This is a genomic window from Acidimicrobiia bacterium (assembly GCA_029210695.1).
Taxonomy (GTDB): Bacteria; Actinomycetota; Acidimicrobiia; order Spongiisociales; family JAHEDJ01; genus JAHEDJ01.
The window spans coordinates 32,597-52,238 of sequence record JARGFH010000023.1; the positions used below are offsets into that span (position 1 = coordinate 32,597).

The window sequence follows — 19,642 nt, forward strand, 5'->3', positions numbered from 1 at the left end:
ACGGCTTGGCCTTGCGGCTTATGACTATGGAAGGGGAACCGGGGACAGGTAGGCAACTGCCGCTCCCCTGATCATGGCGGCCCCGACCGTGATCGGAGCGGTTGCTTCGACAAACACACCCGACGCGTCTGCCACGGGCAAAACGATCCGGTGGACCGAGCCCGCCGCCACGGCGACCTTGCCAGAGCGGTCGGTGCCATTCTCGTTCAGTGCTGCGTACGTCACGGTCACCTGCTCGGCAGATGTGTTGAGGATCCAGAGTTCGTGCTGGGCGTCGGGCAGCGATCCGAGCCCCGGAATGAGCCACGACTCCGCCAGGGTGGGAGTTCCCGCCGTCACGGCGCGCGCTTGTTCGCTCTCCCCCACGATCACTCCGCCGAGCAGGCCGTCGGCCCGCACCTGAAAACCGGATGGTTCCGTCAGGAGGTCTCTGAGGCGGATTCGTACGTGTTTGCCAGCCTCGACAGTCCCTCCGAGGAAGTCCAGCTCAGATGTCTTCGTGCCGAATCGGTCGATTGAGTAGGTGACGGCGAGCGAGGTCGGGTTCGCCAGAACCAGAGAGGCATCGAGACCGGCGGTCGCCACGAGAGGAAACTCCCACGTTTCCGCCCGGTCGACACCGGTCCACAGCGCCTGATCCTCGGGGCCGACCTGCAGGAAGGCCGGAATCACAACACCCTTCTCGACCTCGATGACCGCCGAAAGCGACTCACGCAGTGGCAGCAGCGCGGCGATGTCGTACGTCCGCCAGCTCAGGGCGTTCACCGTGACTGCTTCGAGACTCGGTTCTGGTTCGAAGTCGGTCTCATTCGTCATGACGACCGTGACCCGGGCATCCTCCGGGAAGGGGTTGAAAAGCTGCAGTTCCAGGGTGTCCCCCGGGCGAGTTGAGCCTCCAGGAAGCAGCCAGATTTTCGGCACAGACGATGCGCAGCCGGCTCCGGCCAGCATGCGATCGTCGTAGGCAAGTACTCCAACCGAGGCGTCTGCGGTGAACTCGACGACCGAAGGCATCTGCCCTTCAAACGGCAGTTCCCCGAGATCGAACGTCACCCCGGCCAGACCCTCGAGGCCAAGTTGCTGTGTATCGCGCACCTCGCCCGCAGAAGGAAAGGTGAGGGTGGCCGACGTGTCATCTGGAGCGAGCACGGCCAGCAATCCTGCGAGCGAACCTTCAGTGGATGCCCACGGACAGAGGGCGAAGGCCTGAATCGATGGCTCGGCATCCGGGACCGTCGTGGATACGACCGGGATCACGACCACCTCCGGTTCCGGAAGGAGAATCGCGACCGCAAGTACACCGCCGACCAGGACCGTCATGATGATTCGCTTCATTGCTTCGCCCTCCGCCCGATGATGGCAAGTCCACCCAGCCCGACCAGCAGGAAAGCAGCAACCCAGGCATAGAGCGCCTTCTCTCCGTTCGACTCGTACCAGGCCCGGCCCTCAGATGCAGAGACGGTGGCCGCCCACCCGACCGATGCCGGCTCGGGCCGCCACCCGGAATCGGCATTCATGGCGATGCGCACCCGCCCCTCCGAACGGGAGCCTTCAAACCCTCCAGTGGTCCTTACCCAGGCATCTCCGTCGATCTCGGAAGCAACCGGACTGGCGACCAGGTTTTCGTATACCGCTTCGAACTCCGTAAGAGGAAGCGGCTTCATGTCGAGTTTGGAGGCGAAGGCTTCCTCAAACGGTGAGGGCTCCGTGAAGACCACCCACCGGATCCCGAACTGCGCCAGCTGCTCACCGGGACGCAGAGATTTGATGCCGGTCAGCTCCTGCAACGTCTCCCGCAACGCCAGGTCTCCTCCTTGGGCCGGATGCAGCCGTGCATCGAGCAGTGTCGGCTCCGGCGCCTGGAACAACCGGTACGAGAAATCTCCAGCCATCCTCGCATCGCCCGGGAGGTTGTCGGCCGTGCCGATGATCAGGACGCGATCTGTGCCGTGCTCTGCCTGGCGGGCCGTCGTAAACTCGAGTGGCTCGGAGAACCGGTCTTGCCCGAAGCCGAGGGCACCGTCGGCGAGAACGAAGAAGAAGGTCGCTGCCAGGGCGATCCCGGCCACAACTCCTGGAACGACGCTCACCCGCCTCCACACGCGATGGGAGCCGAGCTGTCGAATCGCGTCGATCGCCGACCCTGCGACGATCGCCAGCCCGACCGCGGCGGTGGCGAGGCCGGCAACCGACGGCTCGAAGCCGCCTCCGACTTCGGCGGTCCGCGCCGCCACCGCTCCAAGACCGGCCAGCAGGCCACCCCAGGCGGTCACAGCGGCCGTGCGCTGCGAACCGAGGAATAGCGGGACCAACACTGCAACTGCGAAGGCCACAACGACCCACGCCGCCGGTGCCCAGAAGTAGGGTCGACCGGCCTCAATCAAATACGTTGAGTCGATGAACACGATCCACGGAGCCAGCACCGGGAGGGAAACTACGGTTGCCAATCCTGCTCGCCCAACCGCGGTCCAGTGCCGGTCCGTGCCGATCGCGAACCAGAGGATGGTGGCTGCCAGCGGCACAATCGAGGCAAGCGGAGCGAACATGGCCAGGATGGCGACCGGAAGCGTATCGGCGGCAACCCGCCCGATTCGTGCAAGCCAGCCGCCCGGCCAGGGACGGAGGAACGAGGCGAGCGCGAACGGCATTGCCGCCAGTGCCGGGAGGCCGGGCCACAGCCCTGCGTCTGTCATCGCCAGGGTTGCCGGTCCGCTGAACGCAACCACGCCGGCGATGAAGCGCCCACCGGATCCGACACCAAGCAAGCGCATGAGGCGGGAGGTTCCGATGAAGGTCACGAAGGCTCCCCCGACGGTCAAGACCATCTCCGCCAGGCCCGCCCTGCCGAATAGCAGCAGTTGGACTGCGGCCGCCCCACCTACCGAGGGAGGCAGCGGGCGCGCAGTGCCGAGTCCGGCCGGATTCCAGCCTCCGGCATACGTCTTGAGCGTCTCGAGCACGGCATCGGGAAGATGCAGGGCGTAGCCGGTAGCGGGCAGTCGCCCGATGATGATGGCCCGGCCCGCCAGTGCGATCAACGCTAGGCCGATCGCCCCGATGATTACTCCCGGCTGCTGCCACACCTGACGTCCGCGCGCCATCAAGTCCGACAGCGTGAAAGCGCCTTCGCTCATAGCCGGACCTCGCACCGCCTCGGTCACATCATCGCCGAGTTTTCGCAAGACCGACGAACCGCGCACCTGATACCGGAACAACTCCGCGTCGTCGACCTGACGGGACCGTTTCACAACCCTCCGTGCCGCCAGGGTCGAAGGAAGTCTCACCAGATTCCACACCCACGAGCGCACCGCGTCGATGAGCGAGAGGCGGGGGCCGATGACTATTCGAACGATTCCGTCGAGGAGGTCCAGGACGGCGCCAACGGGAATCAGCCAGATCAGGGTGAGCGCGGAGTAGACCTTGAGGGAAGACCGGATCCGACCGGCTCGGCTCTTCCATGGTGGGTCATCTGCCCCGCAGTTCGGGTCGTGCAAGACCTCGGAGGAGGGCACAACTACCACCCGGCCGCCGGCGGTTCTGGCCCGCTGTGCGAAATCGATGCCCGCCTCGAGCGGCGGGAGCAGAGCATCCGGCCCGCCGAGTCCACGCAGGAGGTCACGACGAACGAGAACTGAGGCGCCCGGGATGAACGACACATCGCGGACTACGTCGTACTGCTCCTGATCGACCTCGCCTACTTCTAGTCCCGTGTACGGCATTCCGAATACGTCCGTCGCACCTCCGACCGACTCGAGAACCTCAGGGTGCTCCGAGTTGAGCAGTTTCGATCCGGCCACGGACGCGTCAACGCGAATCGACTCCGAGACCAGTGCCTGCAGAGCGTCCGGCCTGGGCCGCGCATCATCGTGCACCAACCAGATGTGGGTCGTCGCCCGGTCGAGGTCATCGAGCATGCTCCGCAGGTCCGCTGCCCAGCGCACGTCGTGATTGCCGGCCGCAGTCCGGGCGTCGTCCCCGCCTCCGACGACGACAACGCTCTGCGGTTCGTACACTTGGTGGTGGACGGCGTCGAGTACGGCGGCGAGATGGTCACCGTGCCTGACGGAGATTGCCGCGACAATATTCGCTTGTTCGGTGGATGCGTCCTTGACGGGAGGACGCGGTAGAGCAGACATTGATGCCATTCTGGAGCGGACGGGCGCCGGCTGCAATGTCGGCGAGCAGAAAGGACGAGAATGAGACTTGCAATGCTGTCCGGCGGAGTCGGTGGAGCCAGGCTCGCCAGAGGACTCGCAGCCCTCGACGATGTCGATCTCACCGTCGTTGTGAACGTCGGCGACGATGACGAGATCTACGGCCTGGCCATCTCACCCGACCTGGATACGGTTACCTACACCCTCGCCGGTATCGAGGGCCCCCACGGATGGGGACTCGCCGATGACTCGTTTGCCGTCATCAACCACCTCGCCGATTTCGGCATTGACACCCGGTTTCGTCTCGGCGACGGAGACCTCTCCACGAATCTCTACCGCACCATCCGTCTGAGCGACGGCGCCACTCTCAGCGACGTGACCCGGGAAATCGCCGCTGTGCTCGACCTGCCTGCAAGAGTTCTCCCCGCCACCAACGACCGGCTCCGTACCGAGGTACTCATAGACGGAGGCCACTGGCAATCCTTCCAGGATTATTTCGTCATGGGAGGACACGAAGACGAGGTACTGGATATCCGCTTCACAGGCTCGAGCGCGGCCACCCCGGCACCCGGTGTCGCCGAAGCGATCGCGGACGCCGACGCCATCATCATCGGCCCGTCCAACCCTCCGCTTTCAATCTGGCCGATCTTGTCGGTGCCCGAACTCGGCAGGCTCATGAGTTCCGCCCGGCGGGTGGTGGCAGTGAGCCCGCTGTTCGGTGGACGACCCCTCAAAGGTCCGGCCGACCGCGTGCTGGCTTCGCTCGGTTTCGCCCCGGGAAATGAGGGAGTGGTCGCCGCCTACGACGGAACGATCAGCGACCTCGTCATCGACCAGTCGGATGCTGCCGAACGAGGACGGCTTACGAACCACGGCGTCGGGGTGCACGTACGCAACACCAGGTTCCCGGATCTCAACTCGGCCAGGGAGTTCGCATCCTGGATGGTGGATCTCCTGTGACGGTGCAACTCATTCCAGTCGAAGGCATCGGCGACATCGGAGCCGGGGACGACCTGGCCTCGATCATCCTGGATGCCATCCGCGCCGGAGGCACGTTGCTGGAAGATGGGGACGTGCTCGTGGTGACTCACAAGGTCGTTTCGAAGGCTGAAGGAGCGGTCGAAACCGGTGTCGAAGCCGATCACGACTACCGGCGGATCGTCGAGCAAGAGGCCGTCTCGGTTGTCCGCAGGCGCGGCGACCTGGTCATAGCCGAGACGAGGCATGGTTTTGTGTGCGCCAACGCCGGAGTGGATCGATCGAACACGACGCCGGGCACCGTTGTTCTGCTTCCGCGCGATCCCGATAGATCCGCTCACAAGCTTCGCTCCAAACTCGAGCGGCACACCGGAGCCTCCCTAGGCGTCATTATCACCGACACATTCGGACGGGCCTGGCGGCGCGGCGTCGTCGATTTCGCCATCGGGATCTCCGGAGTGCCGGCTCTCATCGACTACCGCGGCCGGCCGGACATGTACGGAAGGGTGATGGAGGTGACTGAGGTCGGCGTAGCCGACGAAATCGCCGCGGCGGCCGACCTGGTAATGGGAAAGTCCGATGGCATACCGGTGGCGATCGTCAAGGGCCTCGCACTCACGGCGCAACACGGCCGCGCCTCTGACTTGGTGAGGCCACCGGAAGAGGATCTCTTTCGGTAACTTGCACAACGGCCACGGAACCGGGAGGCGGCCACTCGAGTATCGCGGAAATGAGTTATAAGTTTTAGGTTATAGGTTCTGCCAGCCGGGTCTGGCGCTGCCGGCACCAGAACGTAAAACGTAGAACCCAGAACCTATGACCTCTTCGCGAACCACTCCAGGGTCCTGGCCAGTCCCTCCTCGAGTGGGGTCCACGCCTTCCAGCCCAGGCTGCGTTCCGCGGCACCAGGACCGCGCACGGAGCGGAGCGACAAGTTTTGCTGTCGCGGTTCTGAGTGGAGAGTATGGGGTTCTGCCGGCTAGGTAGGGCTGCCACCTAGAACCTAGAACCCAGAACCTATGACCTCTTCGCGAACCACTCCAGGGTCTTAACCAGTCCCTCCTCGAGTGGGGTCCACGCCTTCCAGCCCAGGCTGCGTTCCGCGGCACCGGGATCGAGTAGGGAGCGATCGACATCGCCGGGACGGCGGTCGTTGAAACGAGGACCTTTCCGGAAGCGAGCGAGACGAGCAATGGAATCGTAGAGTTCGCTCACCGAGGTCTCGACACCGGAGCTGATATTGAGGTTTCGCCCGCTTCCCCTGGAGGCGGCCCGGAGGAAGGCGTCGGCCACATCGTCCACGAACACGAAGTCCCGGGTGGCCGTTCCGTCCCCGAATATCGTCGGTTGCCTCCCGCCGGTGACCGCAGCCGCGAAGATTGCGACTACCCCTCCTTCACCCGAGGCATCCTGACGCGGCCCGTAGACATTTGCCGGGGCCAGCACCACGAAGTCGAGGCCGTGCTGGACTGAGAACACATGCGCGTAGTCCTCGATCGCCTTCTTGGCCGCGCCGTACGGGGAATCGGGGTGCCTTGCATAGGTCTCCCTGGCAGGAAGTTTCACCGCGCTGCCGTACGTCGCCGCAGAACCGGCCAGCACTATCCGTTCAGCGCCGGATCGATGCGCGGCAGTGAGGACGTTGATAGTCCCGAGGATGTTCACGTCGGCATCCCGATGCGGATCGAGCACCGAGGCTGGAACAGAGACCTGAGCGGCGAGGTGATAAACGACGTGGGGGTGGAAATGCTCGGCAACGCCGACCACGGAATCTTCGCGGATGTCGAGCGTGTGGAGCTTCACGCGCCCACGCTGACGGGAAGCACTGAGATGGTCGGCGTGGCCACTGCTCAGGTCATCGACGACGAGGACCTCCCATCCTTCGTCGACCAGCAGGTCAACGAGGTTCGACCCGATGAACCCTGCTCCACCCGTGACGAGCGCACGGGCGGTTGGTTCGATCACCGACCGACTCCCCAATAGCGAAGGCCGCTTCGCCGTACGGTCGAAGGCTCAAGCAGGTTTCGCCCGTCGATGACTGCATCGCCGGCCATTGCTTCACGCACCAAGCTCAAGTCGAGATCGGCGAACTCCGGCCACTCGGTGGCGATGAGAAGCGCATCTGCTCCGTTCACAGCCTCGAGGGGGGAAATGGCGATTTCGATACCGGGCAGGTCAGGAGCGACGCCGGGATCGTGCGCCGTGACGTGCGCCCCCGCGGCAACCAGCAAGTTCGCCATGTCGACGGCCGGTGACTCACGTAGATCGTCGGTGCCTGCCTTGAATGCGAGCCCCCAGATCGCGATCTGTTTGCCGTTCAGATCGCCGCCAACCGCCACCCTGACTTTGTCGAAGAGCTTCTGCCGTTGCTGGCGATTGGCTTCGATGACTTCCTCGAGCAACGTGAACTCGTAACCGGCGGAAGACGCAATGTGCGCCAGTGCGCGCGTGTCTTTCGGAAGGCACGAGCCACCAAAACCTGGTCCGGGCTGCATGAAATGGAATCCAATTCGTGCGTCGTGCCCCATGCCGTGAAGCACATCCTGGACATCCGCGCCTACCGCTTCACAGATGTTGGCGATTGAGTTGGCAAAGGCGACCCTGGTCGCCAGGTATGCGTTGGAGCCGTACTTGATCATCTCCGCCGATGCCGGATCAGTCTCGACGATCGGGGCATCCAGGCCGCGATAGACCTCCTTGAGGATCTCTAGCGCGGAATCGGAATTTGCACCGATGACGATCCGGTCGGGGTTCTTGAAATCAGACACGGCCGTTCCCTCGCGCAGGAACTCCGGATTGGAGGCAACCACGGCGTCGATGTGGCGACGCTGCAGAAGGGCTTGAGCCTTTTTGGTGGTCCCGACGGGAACCGTCGATTTCATCACCACGACTGCTCCCGACTCGAGCTCAGGGGCAATCTCATCGAGCGCGCGCCACACATATGAGAGGTCCGCTGATCCATCGGTCGCTTCCGGTGTCGGTACGGCGAGATACACGATTACGGCACCCTGCGCCGCCTCAGCTCCCGTCCGATGTACCGACAGACGACCCTCATCGAGCGCCTTCCGAAGAAGCGGCTCCAATCCTGGCTCCGAAATCGGTGACGTTCCGGCTGCGAGCATTCCAAAGCGGTCGGGATTCGACTCACCTAGCCGTACTTCGTGACCGAGACCCACGAGCCCCACGGCTTGCACGAGGCCGACATATCCAGCTCCAACTACTGCGACCTTCACGTCGTTCCTTCCTGGAGAACATCGCTTTCTGCCAACGCCGGCCGTGATGACGGCACTGAAGGGCACCAAGGCCCGCGAAAGATCAGGAGGCGTCGGACCCGAGAATGATACGCACATCCACCCCGGGCGTCAGCGTTCCCGAAACGACTTCCCCGAACCCCAACGACTCGACGATCAGGCCACCAATTGAAGCATTCCCTGGCGAAACGATCAGCTGAGTGATCGGGTGGTCGAAAGATGTGGCATCGCCAATCGACTCGATCACAAAACCGTCGGCGCCGAGCTTCTCTGCCCACCGTCCGGCGATCCCGGCGACCCCACTACCGTTCAAGACTTCGAGGCGAACGTCCGAGGGATTCACCGCGGCAGAGACGGCGCCGCCCGCCGCAAACTCGCGCAGAAGATCGGAGGCGGCCGGCTCAACCGGCACTTCATAGGAGATGCCGCCGATGTTGCTGGTGGACGTCGGATAGATGAAGGCCTCTATACCGCCAGGGCGAATGCCGCGCATCGCCCAGGCGAGTTCGAGCACACCGCGATCGACCAGAGCCGCGTCCACCTCGAGATGACTGCCGATCGCAATCACGACCTCTTCTGCCTGCGTGATCGTCGACGGCCGCTTAATCTGCGAAAGAATCGCGAACACCAACTCCTGCTGCCGGCCCATTCGACCGATATCGCTGGCATTCGCCGACCTCCAGGTACCGTCACGCAGCTCCTGGTAGCTCCGGGAGCGCGCGTAGGCCAGTGCCATCTCGCCGTCCAGAACCTGCTGACCTGCAGGCACATCGAGACCGGACTTCAGGTCCCTGGCCGGGTGGGCGAAGTTGATCGTCACCCCGCCCACCTCTTCGACAATTGCGGCGAACCCGCCGAAGTCCACCTCAACGTAGTGGTGGACCGGAAGGCCGGTGACCGCCCGGACCGTCGACACCAGCAAGCGTCCACCCCCATATGCGTAGGCGGCGTTGATCTTCTGAGTGCCGTAGCCCTCGATCTCGACCTTGAGGTCGCGCGGGATGCTCAGCAGTTGAGCCGTGTCGTCCTCCGGCTGCACCTGGACCAGCATGATCACGTCGGCGCGCTGCCCGGCGGCCGAGCCGAAGTGGTCTTCGAAGTCGCCCGGGATGTTCTCCCGAGAATCGCTCCCGATGACCAGGAACGTCGATGGATCGGAGGACTGCTCCGGCGACGCCGATAGCTCCCTTACAACGTCCTCATTCACCGTTACCGCGTTCTCGAACGTCGACTCGAGGTTGTGGAGGTAGAAGTATGCGCCGAACACGACCACATTCGCCAGCACGAGCAGGGTGACGAAGGTGCGCCGGGTCCGTGAGACCCGGCGATGAGAAGGCGGGGAGCTGTTGCTCATCGGTGCGTGAGCTTACCGTTCATCGAGTGAGACCGGATCCGTCATCTCTCACCTCCCAGACCCGACCGCTCATCAAGCGTTCAATCCCGGCGTCCGTCCGGACGAGGAGTGCCCCGTCGTCATCGATGTCTTCCGCTACTCCCACACCCCCCGGCTGCCAGCGAACCAGACGGCCGATCGTCGCGCACGACCGTCGGTATTCGATACGCCCCCAGTCTTCCGGACCAGAAACCATGCGCCGCAGCAGCGCCGATGCCCAGCATCGGGCAATCTCGAGGTGCACACCTTCACCAGGATCGACATCGAATGCTGCACCGTATCCGGCCGGAGGTTCACTCCACCACAGATTGATACCCATGCCGACCACCGCCACTTCTGTGGACCCCTCGACCAGGATCCCCGCCACCTTGGTCCCATCTCTCATCACATCATTGGGCCACTTCAGGACGAGACCGGCGGGCAGGCACTGGAGGGCACTCAGCCCCGCTACCAGCGGAAGCCGGCCCCACGTTTCCGGCGGCCAGAGAACGGCGAGCGCCAGCGAGGCGGCAAGAGCTCGGGGAGCCGTCTCCCATGAGGAGCCACCCCTCCCCCGTCCGGCAGTCTGACGGCGGGCGACCACCAGAACGGGCGTCCCGTCAAAGAGATCCCGGGCCCGGTCCTGGGTAGAAGAGGTCTCCTCGAGAGAAACCAGCACGTAATGTGTATCCATCTCGATCATTCCGAGGTCAATAGTCCGAAGCAGCTTAAAGGGGTCTCACGGTTGGGCACGGAAGAACGCATAGAAAACCTACGAAGGCTGCGCGATGAAGCGCTCCATGCGGGGAGCCAGCGGGCCATCGACCGTCAGCACGAACAAGGCAAACTCACCGCTCGTGAGCGGCTCGAGCTGTTGCTCGACAAGGGCTCGTTCCAGGAGATGGACATGTTTGTCCGTCACCAGGCATCCGGTTTCGGTATCGAAGAGAAGCGACCTGCTGGTGACGCGGTCATCACCGGATGGGGCACGATCGACGGTCGCACCGTGTTCGTCTTCGCCGAGGACTTCACCGTCTTCGGTGGCAGCCTCGGCAAGGCGGTCAGCGACAAAGTCGTCAAGGTAATGGACTTGGCGATGCAGGTCGGGGCGCCGCTCGTCGGGCTGAAGGATTCGGGCGGCGCTCGCATCCAGGAGGGGGTCGCATCGCTCGCAGGCTACGGCGAGATCTTCGAGCGCAACACCAGGGCATCCGGCGTTATCCCACAGATTTCAGTGATCATGGGCCCGTGCGCCGGCGGAGCCGTCTACTCACCGGCCATCACGGACTTCGTCTACCAGATCGACGGCACCAGCCATCTCTTCATCACAGGGCCGGATGTGATCAAAGCTGTGACTGCCGAGGAAGTCACAATGGAGGATCTCGGCGGCGCGCATGCGCACGCCGGTACGTCGGGCGTCACGCACTTCGTGGCCGAGGACGAACCGGACGCCCTCGAACAGGTCCGCTACCTGCTCTCATTCCTCCCCCAGAGCAACATGGAAGTGCCGCCCTACTTCTCTCCTTCCGATCCGCCCGATCGAATGAGCGACGACCTGGACTCGATGATTCCGGACTCCCCCAACCAGCCGTACGACATGGTCGATCTGATCAGCCATATCGTCGACGACGGCGAGTTCTATCAAGTGCACGAGGATTTCGCCACAAACATCGTGGTCGGGTTCAGCCGGTTGGACGGGTACACGGTGGGCCTCATCGGCAACCAGCCCGCTTCCCTGGCCGGCACGCTCGACATCTCGGCCAGCGAGAAAGCCGCCAGATTCGTCCGCTTCTGTGATGCCTTCAACATCCCGCTCGTGACGTTTGTGGACGTTCCCGGATTCCTCCCTGGAGTCGACCAGGAACACAACGGCATCATCCGCCACGGCGCCAAGCTGCTCTATGCCTACAGCGAAGCCACCGTTCCGCGCATCACCGTCATCACCCGTAAAGCGTACGGGGGCGCCTACGTGGTCATGAATTCGCGCGGCATTCGGGCAGACCTCGTGTATGCCTGGCCGTCCGCCGAGATCGCCGTGATGGGCGCCCAGGGCGCCGTCAACGTGATCTTCCGGCGCGAGATCGCAGGTGCCGACGACCCCGACGCCAAGCGCTCCGAACTCATCGGCGACTACGAAGAGAAGTTCGCCAACCCATACAAGGCGGCCGAACTCGGACTTGTCGACGAGGTGATCGAACCACGTGAGACGCGGTCGAAACTGATTCGCGCTCTGGCGATGCTCCGCAACAAACGCGAAGAACTGCCGCCCAAGAAGCACGGGAACATTCCGCTATGAGTCGCGAGTCGTTCGTCGCGAGCGGCGAGCACCGGGTCCTACCATGCCTCCGATGAAGTCTGTGCTCATTGCCAACCGTGGCGAGATTGCCGTCCGGGTCATCCGGTCGGCGAAAGAACGGGGCCTGCGGACAATCGCCGTCTACTCCGAACTCGACCGCGACGCGCTGCATGTCCAACTCGCCGACGAGGCATGGAATATCGGACCCGCTCCAGCCGCAGAGTCATACCTGAACATGAAGCGAATCCTCGAGGTGGCCGACCAATCTAAGGCCGAATCGGTGCACCCCGGCTACGGATTTCTCGCCGAGAACGCGGACTTCGCCGAAGCGGTGTTGGCGGCCGGCCTGATCTGGATCGGCCCACCGCCCGATGCGATCCGGATGATGGGCGACAAGATCGCCTCCCGGCAGGCCGCCAAGAAGGCCAAGGTGCCGATGGTTCCCGGAACCATCGATGCGCTCGATAATGCCGACGAGGCCAAGAAGGTCGCCGCCCAGTTCGGCTACCCGGTGGCCATCAAGGCCTCAGCAGGCGGGGGCGGCAAGGGCCTGCGGGTGGTTGGGAACGAGAGCGAATTGCAGAGTGCGATCGATGGCGCCAAGCGCGAGGCGCAAGCGTATTTCGGAAACGCGGCCGTCTATGTGGAGAAGTACGTTGAGCAGGCCAGGCACATCGAGGCCCAGATAATCGTTGATGCCGACGGGAACGGCCATTTCCTCGGCGAACGCGATTGCTCGGTCCAGCGCCGCCATCAGAAACTGATCGAGGAGACTCCCGCCGTAGGATTTCCAGACAAAGTCCGCAAGGCTCTGGGCAAGGCTGCGGTGGCCATCGCCGAGACGTGCGGGTATCGGAATGCCGGCACGGTCGAGTTCCTCGTCGATCGCGAATTCAACTTCTACTTCCTCGAGATGAACACTCGACTGCAAGTCGAGCACACCATCACCGAAATGGTGACCGGCGTCGATCTCGTCCAGGCGCAGTTGGCGGTTGCGCAGGGCGATCCCCTGCCGTTCACAGCCGTCGAACCCCGTGGACATGCAATCGAGTTCCGGATCAACGCGGAGGATCCGAGTCAGGACTTCCTCCCTACGCCCGGACAGGTCATCGACTATCGAGAACCCGCAGGGTTCGGCGTTCGCGTCGATAGCTGGATCCGGCCCGCCACCACCGTCAGCCAGTACTACGACAACCTCATGGCCAAGCTGGTCGTGTGGGGGGCTGATCGCGACGAAGCGATCCGGCGCGGAAAACGGGCATTGCAGGAGTACATCATCACCGGCGTCCGAACAACTATTCCCGCCCATCTGGCTGTACTCGACCACCAGGACTTCGTGGAAGGCCGTCACCACACCAAGTGGCTGGAAGACTCCATGGATCTCTCCCGCATCACCTGGGAAACCGCGGCAGCCCTGCCCGAGGACGCGGACCTCACGGAGCGATCGATCATGGTCGAAGTCGGCGGACAACGTTATGACGTTCGCATGTGGACAAGCCAGATCCAGCCGGCCGCCGGAGGAACCCGCGCCGCCCCACGTCGGAAACCACCGAAGCTGGGAGGTCGGGGAGGGTCCGCCACCGGCGCAGATGCCGGCGTCCTCACGGCTCCCATGCAGGGGACGATCGTCAAACTGCATGTCAAGGCGGGCGATCATGTCGAAGCGGGCGACCCGATCTGCATTCTCGAGGCGATGAAGATGGAGAACGAGGTGAGGGCACCGGTCGGAGGCGAGGTAGTTGACCTCAAGGTCCGGGCGGGAGATACCGTCACGCCCGGAGCGATCATTGCCGTGATTCGTTGAACGGCAGAGCCGTTCAACGAATCGGTTCTAGGTTCTAGGTAATTAGGTGCGAGAACCTCGTGAATCGGAACGATTCACGAGGCGGCGTCGGACAGGCTCTCGCTCATCGACGGGTGAACCATCAAGGTCTCGACGAGCACGTCTACTTTCAATCGGCCCTGGACCGCCAGGGCCAGGATCCCGATCAACTCCGAGGCCCGGTGACCCACGATGGTCCCGCCCAGCACCACGTGAGTCGCCGGATCCGAAATGACCTTGGCAAACCCGCGCGTCACGCTCTGGATGACGCTTCTCGAATTGGCCGCGAACGGCACCTTGGTCAGGCGGACCTTTCGGCCCTCGGCCGCCGCAACCGCCTCATCGAGGCCGACTGAGGCAATCTCGGGAGTGGTGAAGATCGCCTGGGCCACCTTCGAGTAATCGAGCGGTATCACCGGTCGTCCCATCGCATGACGGGCGATTTTGCGCCCTTGCATCGATGCCACAGACGAGAGCGGCATCTGCCCGGTCACATCTCCGGCGGCGTAGATGTGGGGGACCGACGTGCGCTGGTAGGTGTCGACAGGAATGAAGCCGCTCTCGTCGGTTTCGACTCCAACGGACTCCAGGCCGAGTCCTGCCGTCAGCGGCACCGATCCGATGGCGAGCAACGCGTGGGAGCCTTCGACTCGCCGACCGTCGTCGGTCTCCACAACGACCCGATCGTCCGTCCGCACGGCGCTCGTTGCCCGTGCTCCTATGACCAGGCGCACACCGCGTTCCAGGAAGTCCTCTTCCACCAGCGCGGCAACTTCGGCGTCACGATGGGGAAGCACTTGCTGACGGCTAACGACGAGCGTGACCTTGCTACCAAGGCTGACAAAAATGTGCACGAACTCAACACCGGTCACGCCGGACCCGACGATTACAATGTGCTCCGGCACAACATCGAGGTCGTAGCAGTCCCTGGTAGTCAAAATCCGCTCACCGTCGATGGTCGCCCACCCGGGAATCCGCGGAGCCGAACCGGTTGAGATCATGCCGGTGTCGAACTCAAACTCGCGAGTCCCCAGCTCGGTCTCCACAACTGCTTGATTCAGGCCTGTGAATCGGCCGGTTCCCATGACGATGTCGACACCCTGAGACTGCAGCATCCGGATCGCGCCGCGCTCGAGGTTCCCCGAAATACTCCTGATCCGGTCGGCGAGACGGTCCAGATCGACCTCTCCCGGCAACGACGTCAGCCCGAGTTCGGCGGCGTTTCGCAGCGAATCCATCCTCACCGACGTGGCGTGCATGGTCTTGGAAGGAATGCAATCCCAGAGATGGGCTGCGCCGCCAACGACATCCTTCTCAACAAGAGTGACCTGAGCACCGAGCGTGGCGGCAATGGTGGCTGCGGTGGTGCCGGCCGGACCACCCCCGACGATCAGGAAACGCTTCGCGTCTTCGCTGTTCATATTCACCTCAGGGCCGGTACTCGCCGAATACGACTCGCAATGCCGCAGACACCTCGCCGAGGGTCGCCCCCGCTTCGAGCGCGGTTTTCATCGGACGGAGCAGGTTGGCCTCGCCCCTTGCTATCTCAACGACCGTCGACAGCGCCGCCTCGACTGTTCGATCGTCCCGCTGCCGTCGAGCGTCGGTCAGCCGTTGCACCTGTTCACGCTCCAACTCAGGGTCAACGGTAGTGGTGGGTACCTCGCCATCGTCAGCATCGGTGAAGCGATTGACCCCAACCACCACCTGTTCTCCGGAGTCCATTCGCCTCGCCGTGTCATATGCGGCTTGTTCGATCCGATCTGGCTGGAACCCCGCTTCGATTGCCGCCACCGCGCCGCCCAGTCCTTCGATCTCATCGAGCAAGCTCATCACTTGCTCTTCGAGTGCATCGGTCAGCGCCTCCACGAAGTACGAACCTGCGAGGGGGTCGACCGTGTCACCGACGCCCGACTCGTAGCCGAGGATCTGCTGGGTGCGAAGCGCGATCTTGGCCGACTGCTCCGTCGGCAGTCCCAGCGCTTCGTCGAAGGAGTTCGTATGAAGTGATTGCGTGCCACCCAGGAGCGACGCCAGGGCCTGCATGGTGGTCCTGACGATATTGTTCTCAGGTTGCTGGGCCGTGAGCGTGCTCCCGGCCGTCTGGGTATGGAATCGCATGGCCCACGACTTCGGGTCGGTGGCGCCCAACCGATCCCGCATGATGGTCGCCCAGATCCGCCGGGCGGCCCGGAACTTGGCGACCTCCTCGAAGAAGTCGTTGTGGGCGTTCCAGAAGAACGAGAGCCGGGGGGCGAAGGTGTCGATGGCGAGCCCTGCCCGAACGGCCGCGTGGACGTAGGCGATTCCGTCGGCCAGCGTGAAGGCGAGTTCCTGCGCTGCAGTAGAACCGGCTTCACGAATGTGATAGCCGGAAATCGAAATGGTGTTCCACCCCGGCAACTCAGTGGCGCAATACTCAAAGAGGTCGGTCACGAGGCGCATGGAGGGGCCGGGCGGATAGATGTAGGTTCCTCTGGCGATGTATTCCTTGAGGATGTCGTTCTGCACCGTCCCCCGGATACGGGCGGGCGCGACACCTTGCTCTTCGGCAACGATCTGGTACATCAGCAGCAGAATCGCCGCCGTCGAGTTGATGGTCATCGACGTCGACACCTCGCCGAGCGGAATGCCGTCGAACAACGTCCGGAGGTCGTCGACGGTGTCGATTGCCACCCCGACTTTGCCCACTTCGCCTGCCGACATCGGGTGGTCGCTGTCGAGGCCCATCTGCGTTGGAAGATCGAACGCAACCGACAAGCCCGTCTGACCCGCCTCCAGCAAGGCTTTGAAACGCTCGTTCGTCGAACGGGCATCCCCGAATCCGGCGTACTGGCGCATCGTCCACAGCCGGCCGCGATACATCGACGGATAGGGTCCCCGGGTGAAAGGGAATTCGCCGGGCGAACCGACCCGCTCGGGCACCTCGACGCCTCCGTAGATCTCGTCGATCTCGATGCCGCTCGACGTGAAGCGTCGATTCACCGTTGTACTCCCTCAGCCGGGTATCCTGATATGGCTGTTCAGAGAATATACCCTGCAACTTTCCCAGGCCCCGATCCGTTAGAACCTCATGGCATCGAGATCCCCAATTCACGAGATGGAACGTCGCGAGCGGCGCGGCAAGTGGTTCGTCGCGCTGGCGACGCTGCTGTCAATCGCCGTTATTTCCTCGACCTGGATTGGTCTCTTTTCATTCATGGGGGCCAACGCCGCCTTCGGCACATTCCAGGATCTCGACGAGAAGTACATCCCGGATGTCAATGCGCAACTCCTCGAGCTCCCCGACCTGTCCCGCGTCTCGCGCATGTACACGCTGGACGGAACACTTCTGGCCGTGCTGCACGACGGTCGGGTCAGCGAGCCGGTGCCGTACGACGAGATCCCGGAACTCGTCGTCAACGCAGTGCTGGCCGCAGAAGACGCTGAGTTCTTCCAACACGAGGGCATCGACGCAGCCGCTATTGCCAGTGCCTTCATAGACAACCTTCGCTACGACACGAGCCGTGGTGGCTCGACGATCACTCAGCAGGTAGTCAAGAAGGTGTTCGTCGGCGAGGAGATCTCCTACGAGCGGAAGATCATCGAAGCGGTTACCGCGATCGAGTTGGAGCGACGCTACACCAAGGAACAGATCCTCGAGTTCTATGTGAACTTCGTGTACTTCGGATCATCTGCGTACGGCATCACTGCCGCCGCCCACGAATTCTTCGAGAAGGATCTCGATCAGCTGACCATCGCAGAGGCTGCCACGCTGGCAGTCCTTCCCCGTAACCCGACCGTCTACGACCCCCGCCGCTCGCCGGAGGACGCCGAGGATCGGCGCAACGACGTGATCACCACCATGATGCAACACGAGTTCATCACCCAGGACGAAGGCAGACTGGCTCAGGCATACCCGTTCATCATCGCCGAGCCGAAGCAGTTCACGGGCCCCGCCGACCACGTGGTGGCCGAGGTCAAGAAGCAACTCCTCAACGACGCCGAGTTCTCGTTCCTTGGCACCACAAAAGACGAACGGAAGAAGGCCATCTTCGGCTGCCCTGCCGATGACGTTGTGTGTGAGGGCGGGGGTGGTCTCCAGGTGTACGTCACCATCGACCTCGAGATGCAGAAGATCGCCAACGAGATGTTGACATCCTGGCTCCCGCAACCGGACACGAGCGCACTGTCGGAGAGCGAACTGCAGGACTGCATCGACCGGTATAACGCCACCGTCACCCCGGTACCCGAAGTCGATCGGCTGCACTGCGCCCCGACCGGAGCCATCGCCATGGTCGACAACGCCACGGGCGCGGTCAAGGTCATGGCGTCCGGATTGCCGTTCGCTCAGGAGCAGTTCGACTACGCAGTCCAGGGCAGGCGAAACCCGGGATCTTCCTTCAAGCCGTTCACCCTCGTTGCCGCTCTGGAGTCCGGTATCCCGCTCGGCTCCTACTGGGACGCACGCAGCCCCAAGGAGATCGAGTGCCCCTACGTCTGCTCGAGTCGCGGCAATATCTGGGTCGTGAGCAATGCAGGTGGTGGCGGCGGCTTGATGAAGCTGTTCCAGGCGACCCACAACTCCGTGAACGTGGTGTTCGCTCAGGTCGCAATCGCCGTCGGACCCGAGAAGATCGTCGAAACCGCCCATCGCATGGGCATCAAGTCCGACCTCGAAGCAGTGCCGTCCATCACGCTCGGCGCCGGCGCGGTGAGTCCGCTCGAGATGGCCTCCGCCTACGGCAACTTCGCCACCAACGGCGTATGGGCACCGTCCTACCTGATCGAACGTATCGACGGGCCGGACGGTGAGATCATTTACCAGCATCAAGTTGAGCATCAGCAGACCGTTGACCCGGCCGTCATCGCCGCCGCCCGCAAACCCCTCACGCTGGTCCCGACCGCGTCTGGAACTGCAGTCAGGGCCAATATCGGAAGGCCGCAGGGCGGCAAGACCGGCACCCATCAGAACTACATGGAGGCCTGGTACGTCGGATTCGTGCCTCAGTACGCCACCGCCGTGTGGGTGGGTTACCCCGACTTCCAGTATCCGCTGCGCAACGTGGTCATCAACGGCCAGGCCTACTCGCGGATCTTCGGAGGAACCGTTCCCGCTCCGATCTGGGCAGAGTTCATGAACATCGTGCTCGCCGACGAGCCGGCCCTCGATTGGCCTGCCGATCCGGCCGGTACCTCACAGTATCTCTCCACTCCGTCCACCGATGTCCCGGCCGTCGAGGGAATGACCGTAAAAGAGGCCTCGGAAGAGATCTACAACGCTCACCTCTCCCCCGCCGTGGTCGAGGTCAACTCGCTCGAACCCGAGGGCACCGTGCTACTGCAGACCCCTGAGGCAGGAGCTTCGGTTGCGCAGGGTTCCTCGGTGTCGATTGAAGTCTCGACCGGCCTCCCACCATCGGCGCCTTTCATCGACCTGCGCGGCCAGACCGTCGACGAGGTCATCGCTGCGCTGCGGACGTTCGAGGAGGAAACGGGCGTTGCCCTCTCGTTCTCGAGGCAGACCGTCGACACCGACGATCCGGCATTGGCCGACCGCGTGATCTCTACGAACCCGGCCGCCGGTGGCACGGTAACCCACAGCCAGACCATCACGATCTTCGTGGGCAATCTGGTCGAGAAGAAGGCGAAGCCGTAGGCGCGAGCAAGTTCTATGTCATAGGGGGAGAGGCTCAGGACATCGTTGGCGGAAAGGCTCAGGACATCGTTGGCGTTTGATCACCCTGTCGGTCGTGTCGAGACCGGGAGATCCTTGTGGCTGTCAGCGAG

At 63.3% G+C, this 19,642-nt stretch carries 13 protein-coding genes; 5 read left to right on the top strand and 8 right to left on the bottom strand.

The features are described from left to right. Positions 1-24: 24 nt before the first annotated feature. Positions 25-1,335, bottom strand: coding sequence for a DUF5719 family protein (locus P1T08_09180; protein ID MDF1596256.1), 1,311 nt, complete (start codon positions 1,333-1,335; stop codon positions 25-27). Beyond that, positions 1,332-4,136 (bottom strand): hypothetical protein, encoded by a 2,805-nt coding sequence (locus P1T08_09185; GenBank protein ID MDF1596257.1) that lies wholly within the window; start codon positions 4,134-4,136, stop codon positions 1,332-1,334. The genes P1T08_09180 and P1T08_09185 overlap by 4 nt, the downstream gene beginning before the upstream one ends. Positions 4,137-4,196: 60 nt before the next feature. On the opposite strand from P1T08_09185, the gene P1T08_09190 reads away from it, so the two are divergent. Further along, positions 4,197-5,114, top strand: a complete 918-nt coding sequence (locus P1T08_09190) for a 2-phospho-L-lactate transferase CofD family protein (GenBank protein ID MDF1596258.1) — start codon at positions 4,197-4,199, stop codon at positions 5,112-5,114. A 2-nt stretch (positions 5,115-5,116) separates the two neighbouring features. Then, complete coding sequence (gene cofE / locus P1T08_09195; GenBank protein MDF1596259.1) at positions 5,117-5,812, top strand: coenzyme F420-0:L-glutamate ligase; 696 nt, start codon at positions 5,117-5,119, stop codon at positions 5,810-5,812. Positions 5,813-6,149: 337 nt separating this feature from the next. On the opposite strand, the gene P1T08_09200 is transcribed toward cofE, so the two are convergent. From P1T08_09200 to P1T08_09215, 4 genes are all read right to left on the bottom strand, one after another. Beyond that, the gene (locus P1T08_09200) at positions 6,150-7,097 is read right to left on the bottom strand and encodes a GDP-mannose 4,6-dehydratase (protein MDF1596260.1); all 948 of its coding nucleotides are present in this window, start codon (positions 7,095-7,097) and stop codon (positions 6,150-6,152) included. Continuing rightward, positions 7,094-8,365, bottom strand: a complete 1,272-nt coding sequence (locus tag P1T08_09205) for a UDP-glucose/GDP-mannose dehydrogenase family protein (protein MDF1596261.1) — start codon at positions 8,363-8,365, stop codon at positions 7,094-7,096. Before P1T08_09205 ends, P1T08_09200 begins: the two co-directional genes overlap by 4 nt. A gap of 82 nt (positions 8,366-8,447) precedes the next feature. Next, positions 8,448-9,737 carry an LCP family protein gene (locus tag P1T08_09210; GenBank protein MDF1596262.1) on the bottom strand — a complete coding sequence of 430 codons (1,290 nt, stop codon included), beginning with the start codon at positions 9,735-9,737 and terminating at the stop codon, positions 8,448-8,450. Positions 9,738-9,756: 19 nt separating this feature from the next. Further along, positions 9,757-10,449, bottom strand: coding sequence for a biotin--[acetyl-CoA-carboxylase] ligase (locus P1T08_09215; protein MDF1596263.1), 693 nt, complete (start codon positions 10,447-10,449; stop codon positions 9,757-9,759). Between the two features lie 51 nt (positions 10,450-10,500). Here P1T08_09215 and P1T08_09220 point away from each other — a divergent pair, with 51 nt between their 5' ends. Further along, positions 10,501-12,051, top strand: a complete 1,551-nt coding sequence (locus P1T08_09220) for an acyl-CoA carboxylase subunit beta (GenBank protein ID MDF1596264.1) — start codon at positions 10,501-10,503, stop codon at positions 12,049-12,051. Between the two features lie 52 nt (positions 12,052-12,103). Beyond that, on the top strand, positions 12,104-13,855 hold the full coding sequence (locus tag P1T08_09225; protein ID MDF1596265.1) for an acetyl-CoA carboxylase biotin carboxylase subunit: 1,752 nt from the start codon (positions 12,104-12,106) through the stop codon (positions 13,853-13,855). Between the two features lie 74 nt (positions 13,856-13,929). Here the strand turns inward: P1T08_09225 and P1T08_09230 are convergent, their stop codons facing one another. Continuing rightward, entirely contained in the window at positions 13,930-15,294 is a 1,365-nt protein-coding gene (locus P1T08_09230) for an NAD(P)H-quinone dehydrogenase (protein MDF1596266.1), read from the bottom strand. A gap of 7 nt (positions 15,295-15,301) precedes the next feature. Next, entirely contained in the window at positions 15,302-16,858 is a 1,557-nt protein-coding gene (locus P1T08_09235; GenBank protein ID MDF1596267.1) for a methylmalonyl-CoA mutase family protein, read from the bottom strand. Between the two features lie 115 nt (positions 16,859-16,973). Between P1T08_09235 and P1T08_09240 the strand changes: the two genes are divergently transcribed. Continuing rightward, a complete protein-coding gene (locus tag P1T08_09240) occupies positions 16,974-19,511 on the top strand; it encodes a transglycosylase domain-containing protein (protein ID MDF1596268.1) in 2,538 nt (845 codons plus the stop codon). Positions 19,512-19,642: the final 131 nt, after the last annotated feature.

Bases quoted from the DNA above. Each gene is read 5' to 3' on its own strand.
- P1T08_09225 (MDF1596265.1), top strand. From the start codon at position 12,104: ATGAAGTCTGTGCTCATTGCCAACCGTGGCGAGATTGCCGTCCGGGTC.
- P1T08_09210 (MDF1596262.1), bottom strand. From the start codon at position 9,737: ATGAGCAACAGCTCCCCGCCTTCTCATCGCCGGGTCTCACGGACCCGG.
- P1T08_09240 (MDF1596268.1), top strand. From the start codon at position 16,974: ATGGAACGTCGCGAGCGGCGCGGCAAGTGGTTCGTCGCGCTGGCGACG.
- P1T08_09190 (MDF1596258.1), top strand. From the start codon at position 4,197: ATGAGACTTGCAATGCTGTCCGGCGGAGTCGGTGGAGCCAGGCTCGCC.
- P1T08_09180 (MDF1596256.1), bottom strand. From the start codon at position 1,335: ATGAAGCGAATCATCATGACGGTCCTGGTCGGCGGTGTACTTGCGGTC.
- P1T08_09215 (MDF1596263.1), bottom strand. From the start codon at position 10,449: ATGGATACACATTACGTGCTGGTTTCTCTCGAGGAGACCTCTTCTACC.
- P1T08_09185 (MDF1596257.1), bottom strand. From the start codon at position 4,136: ATGTCTGCTCTACCGCGTCCTCCCGTCAAGGACGCATCCACCGAACAA.
- P1T08_09230 (MDF1596266.1), bottom strand. From the start codon at position 15,294: ATGAACAGCGAAGACGCGAAGCGTTTCCTGATCGTCGGGGGTGGTCCG.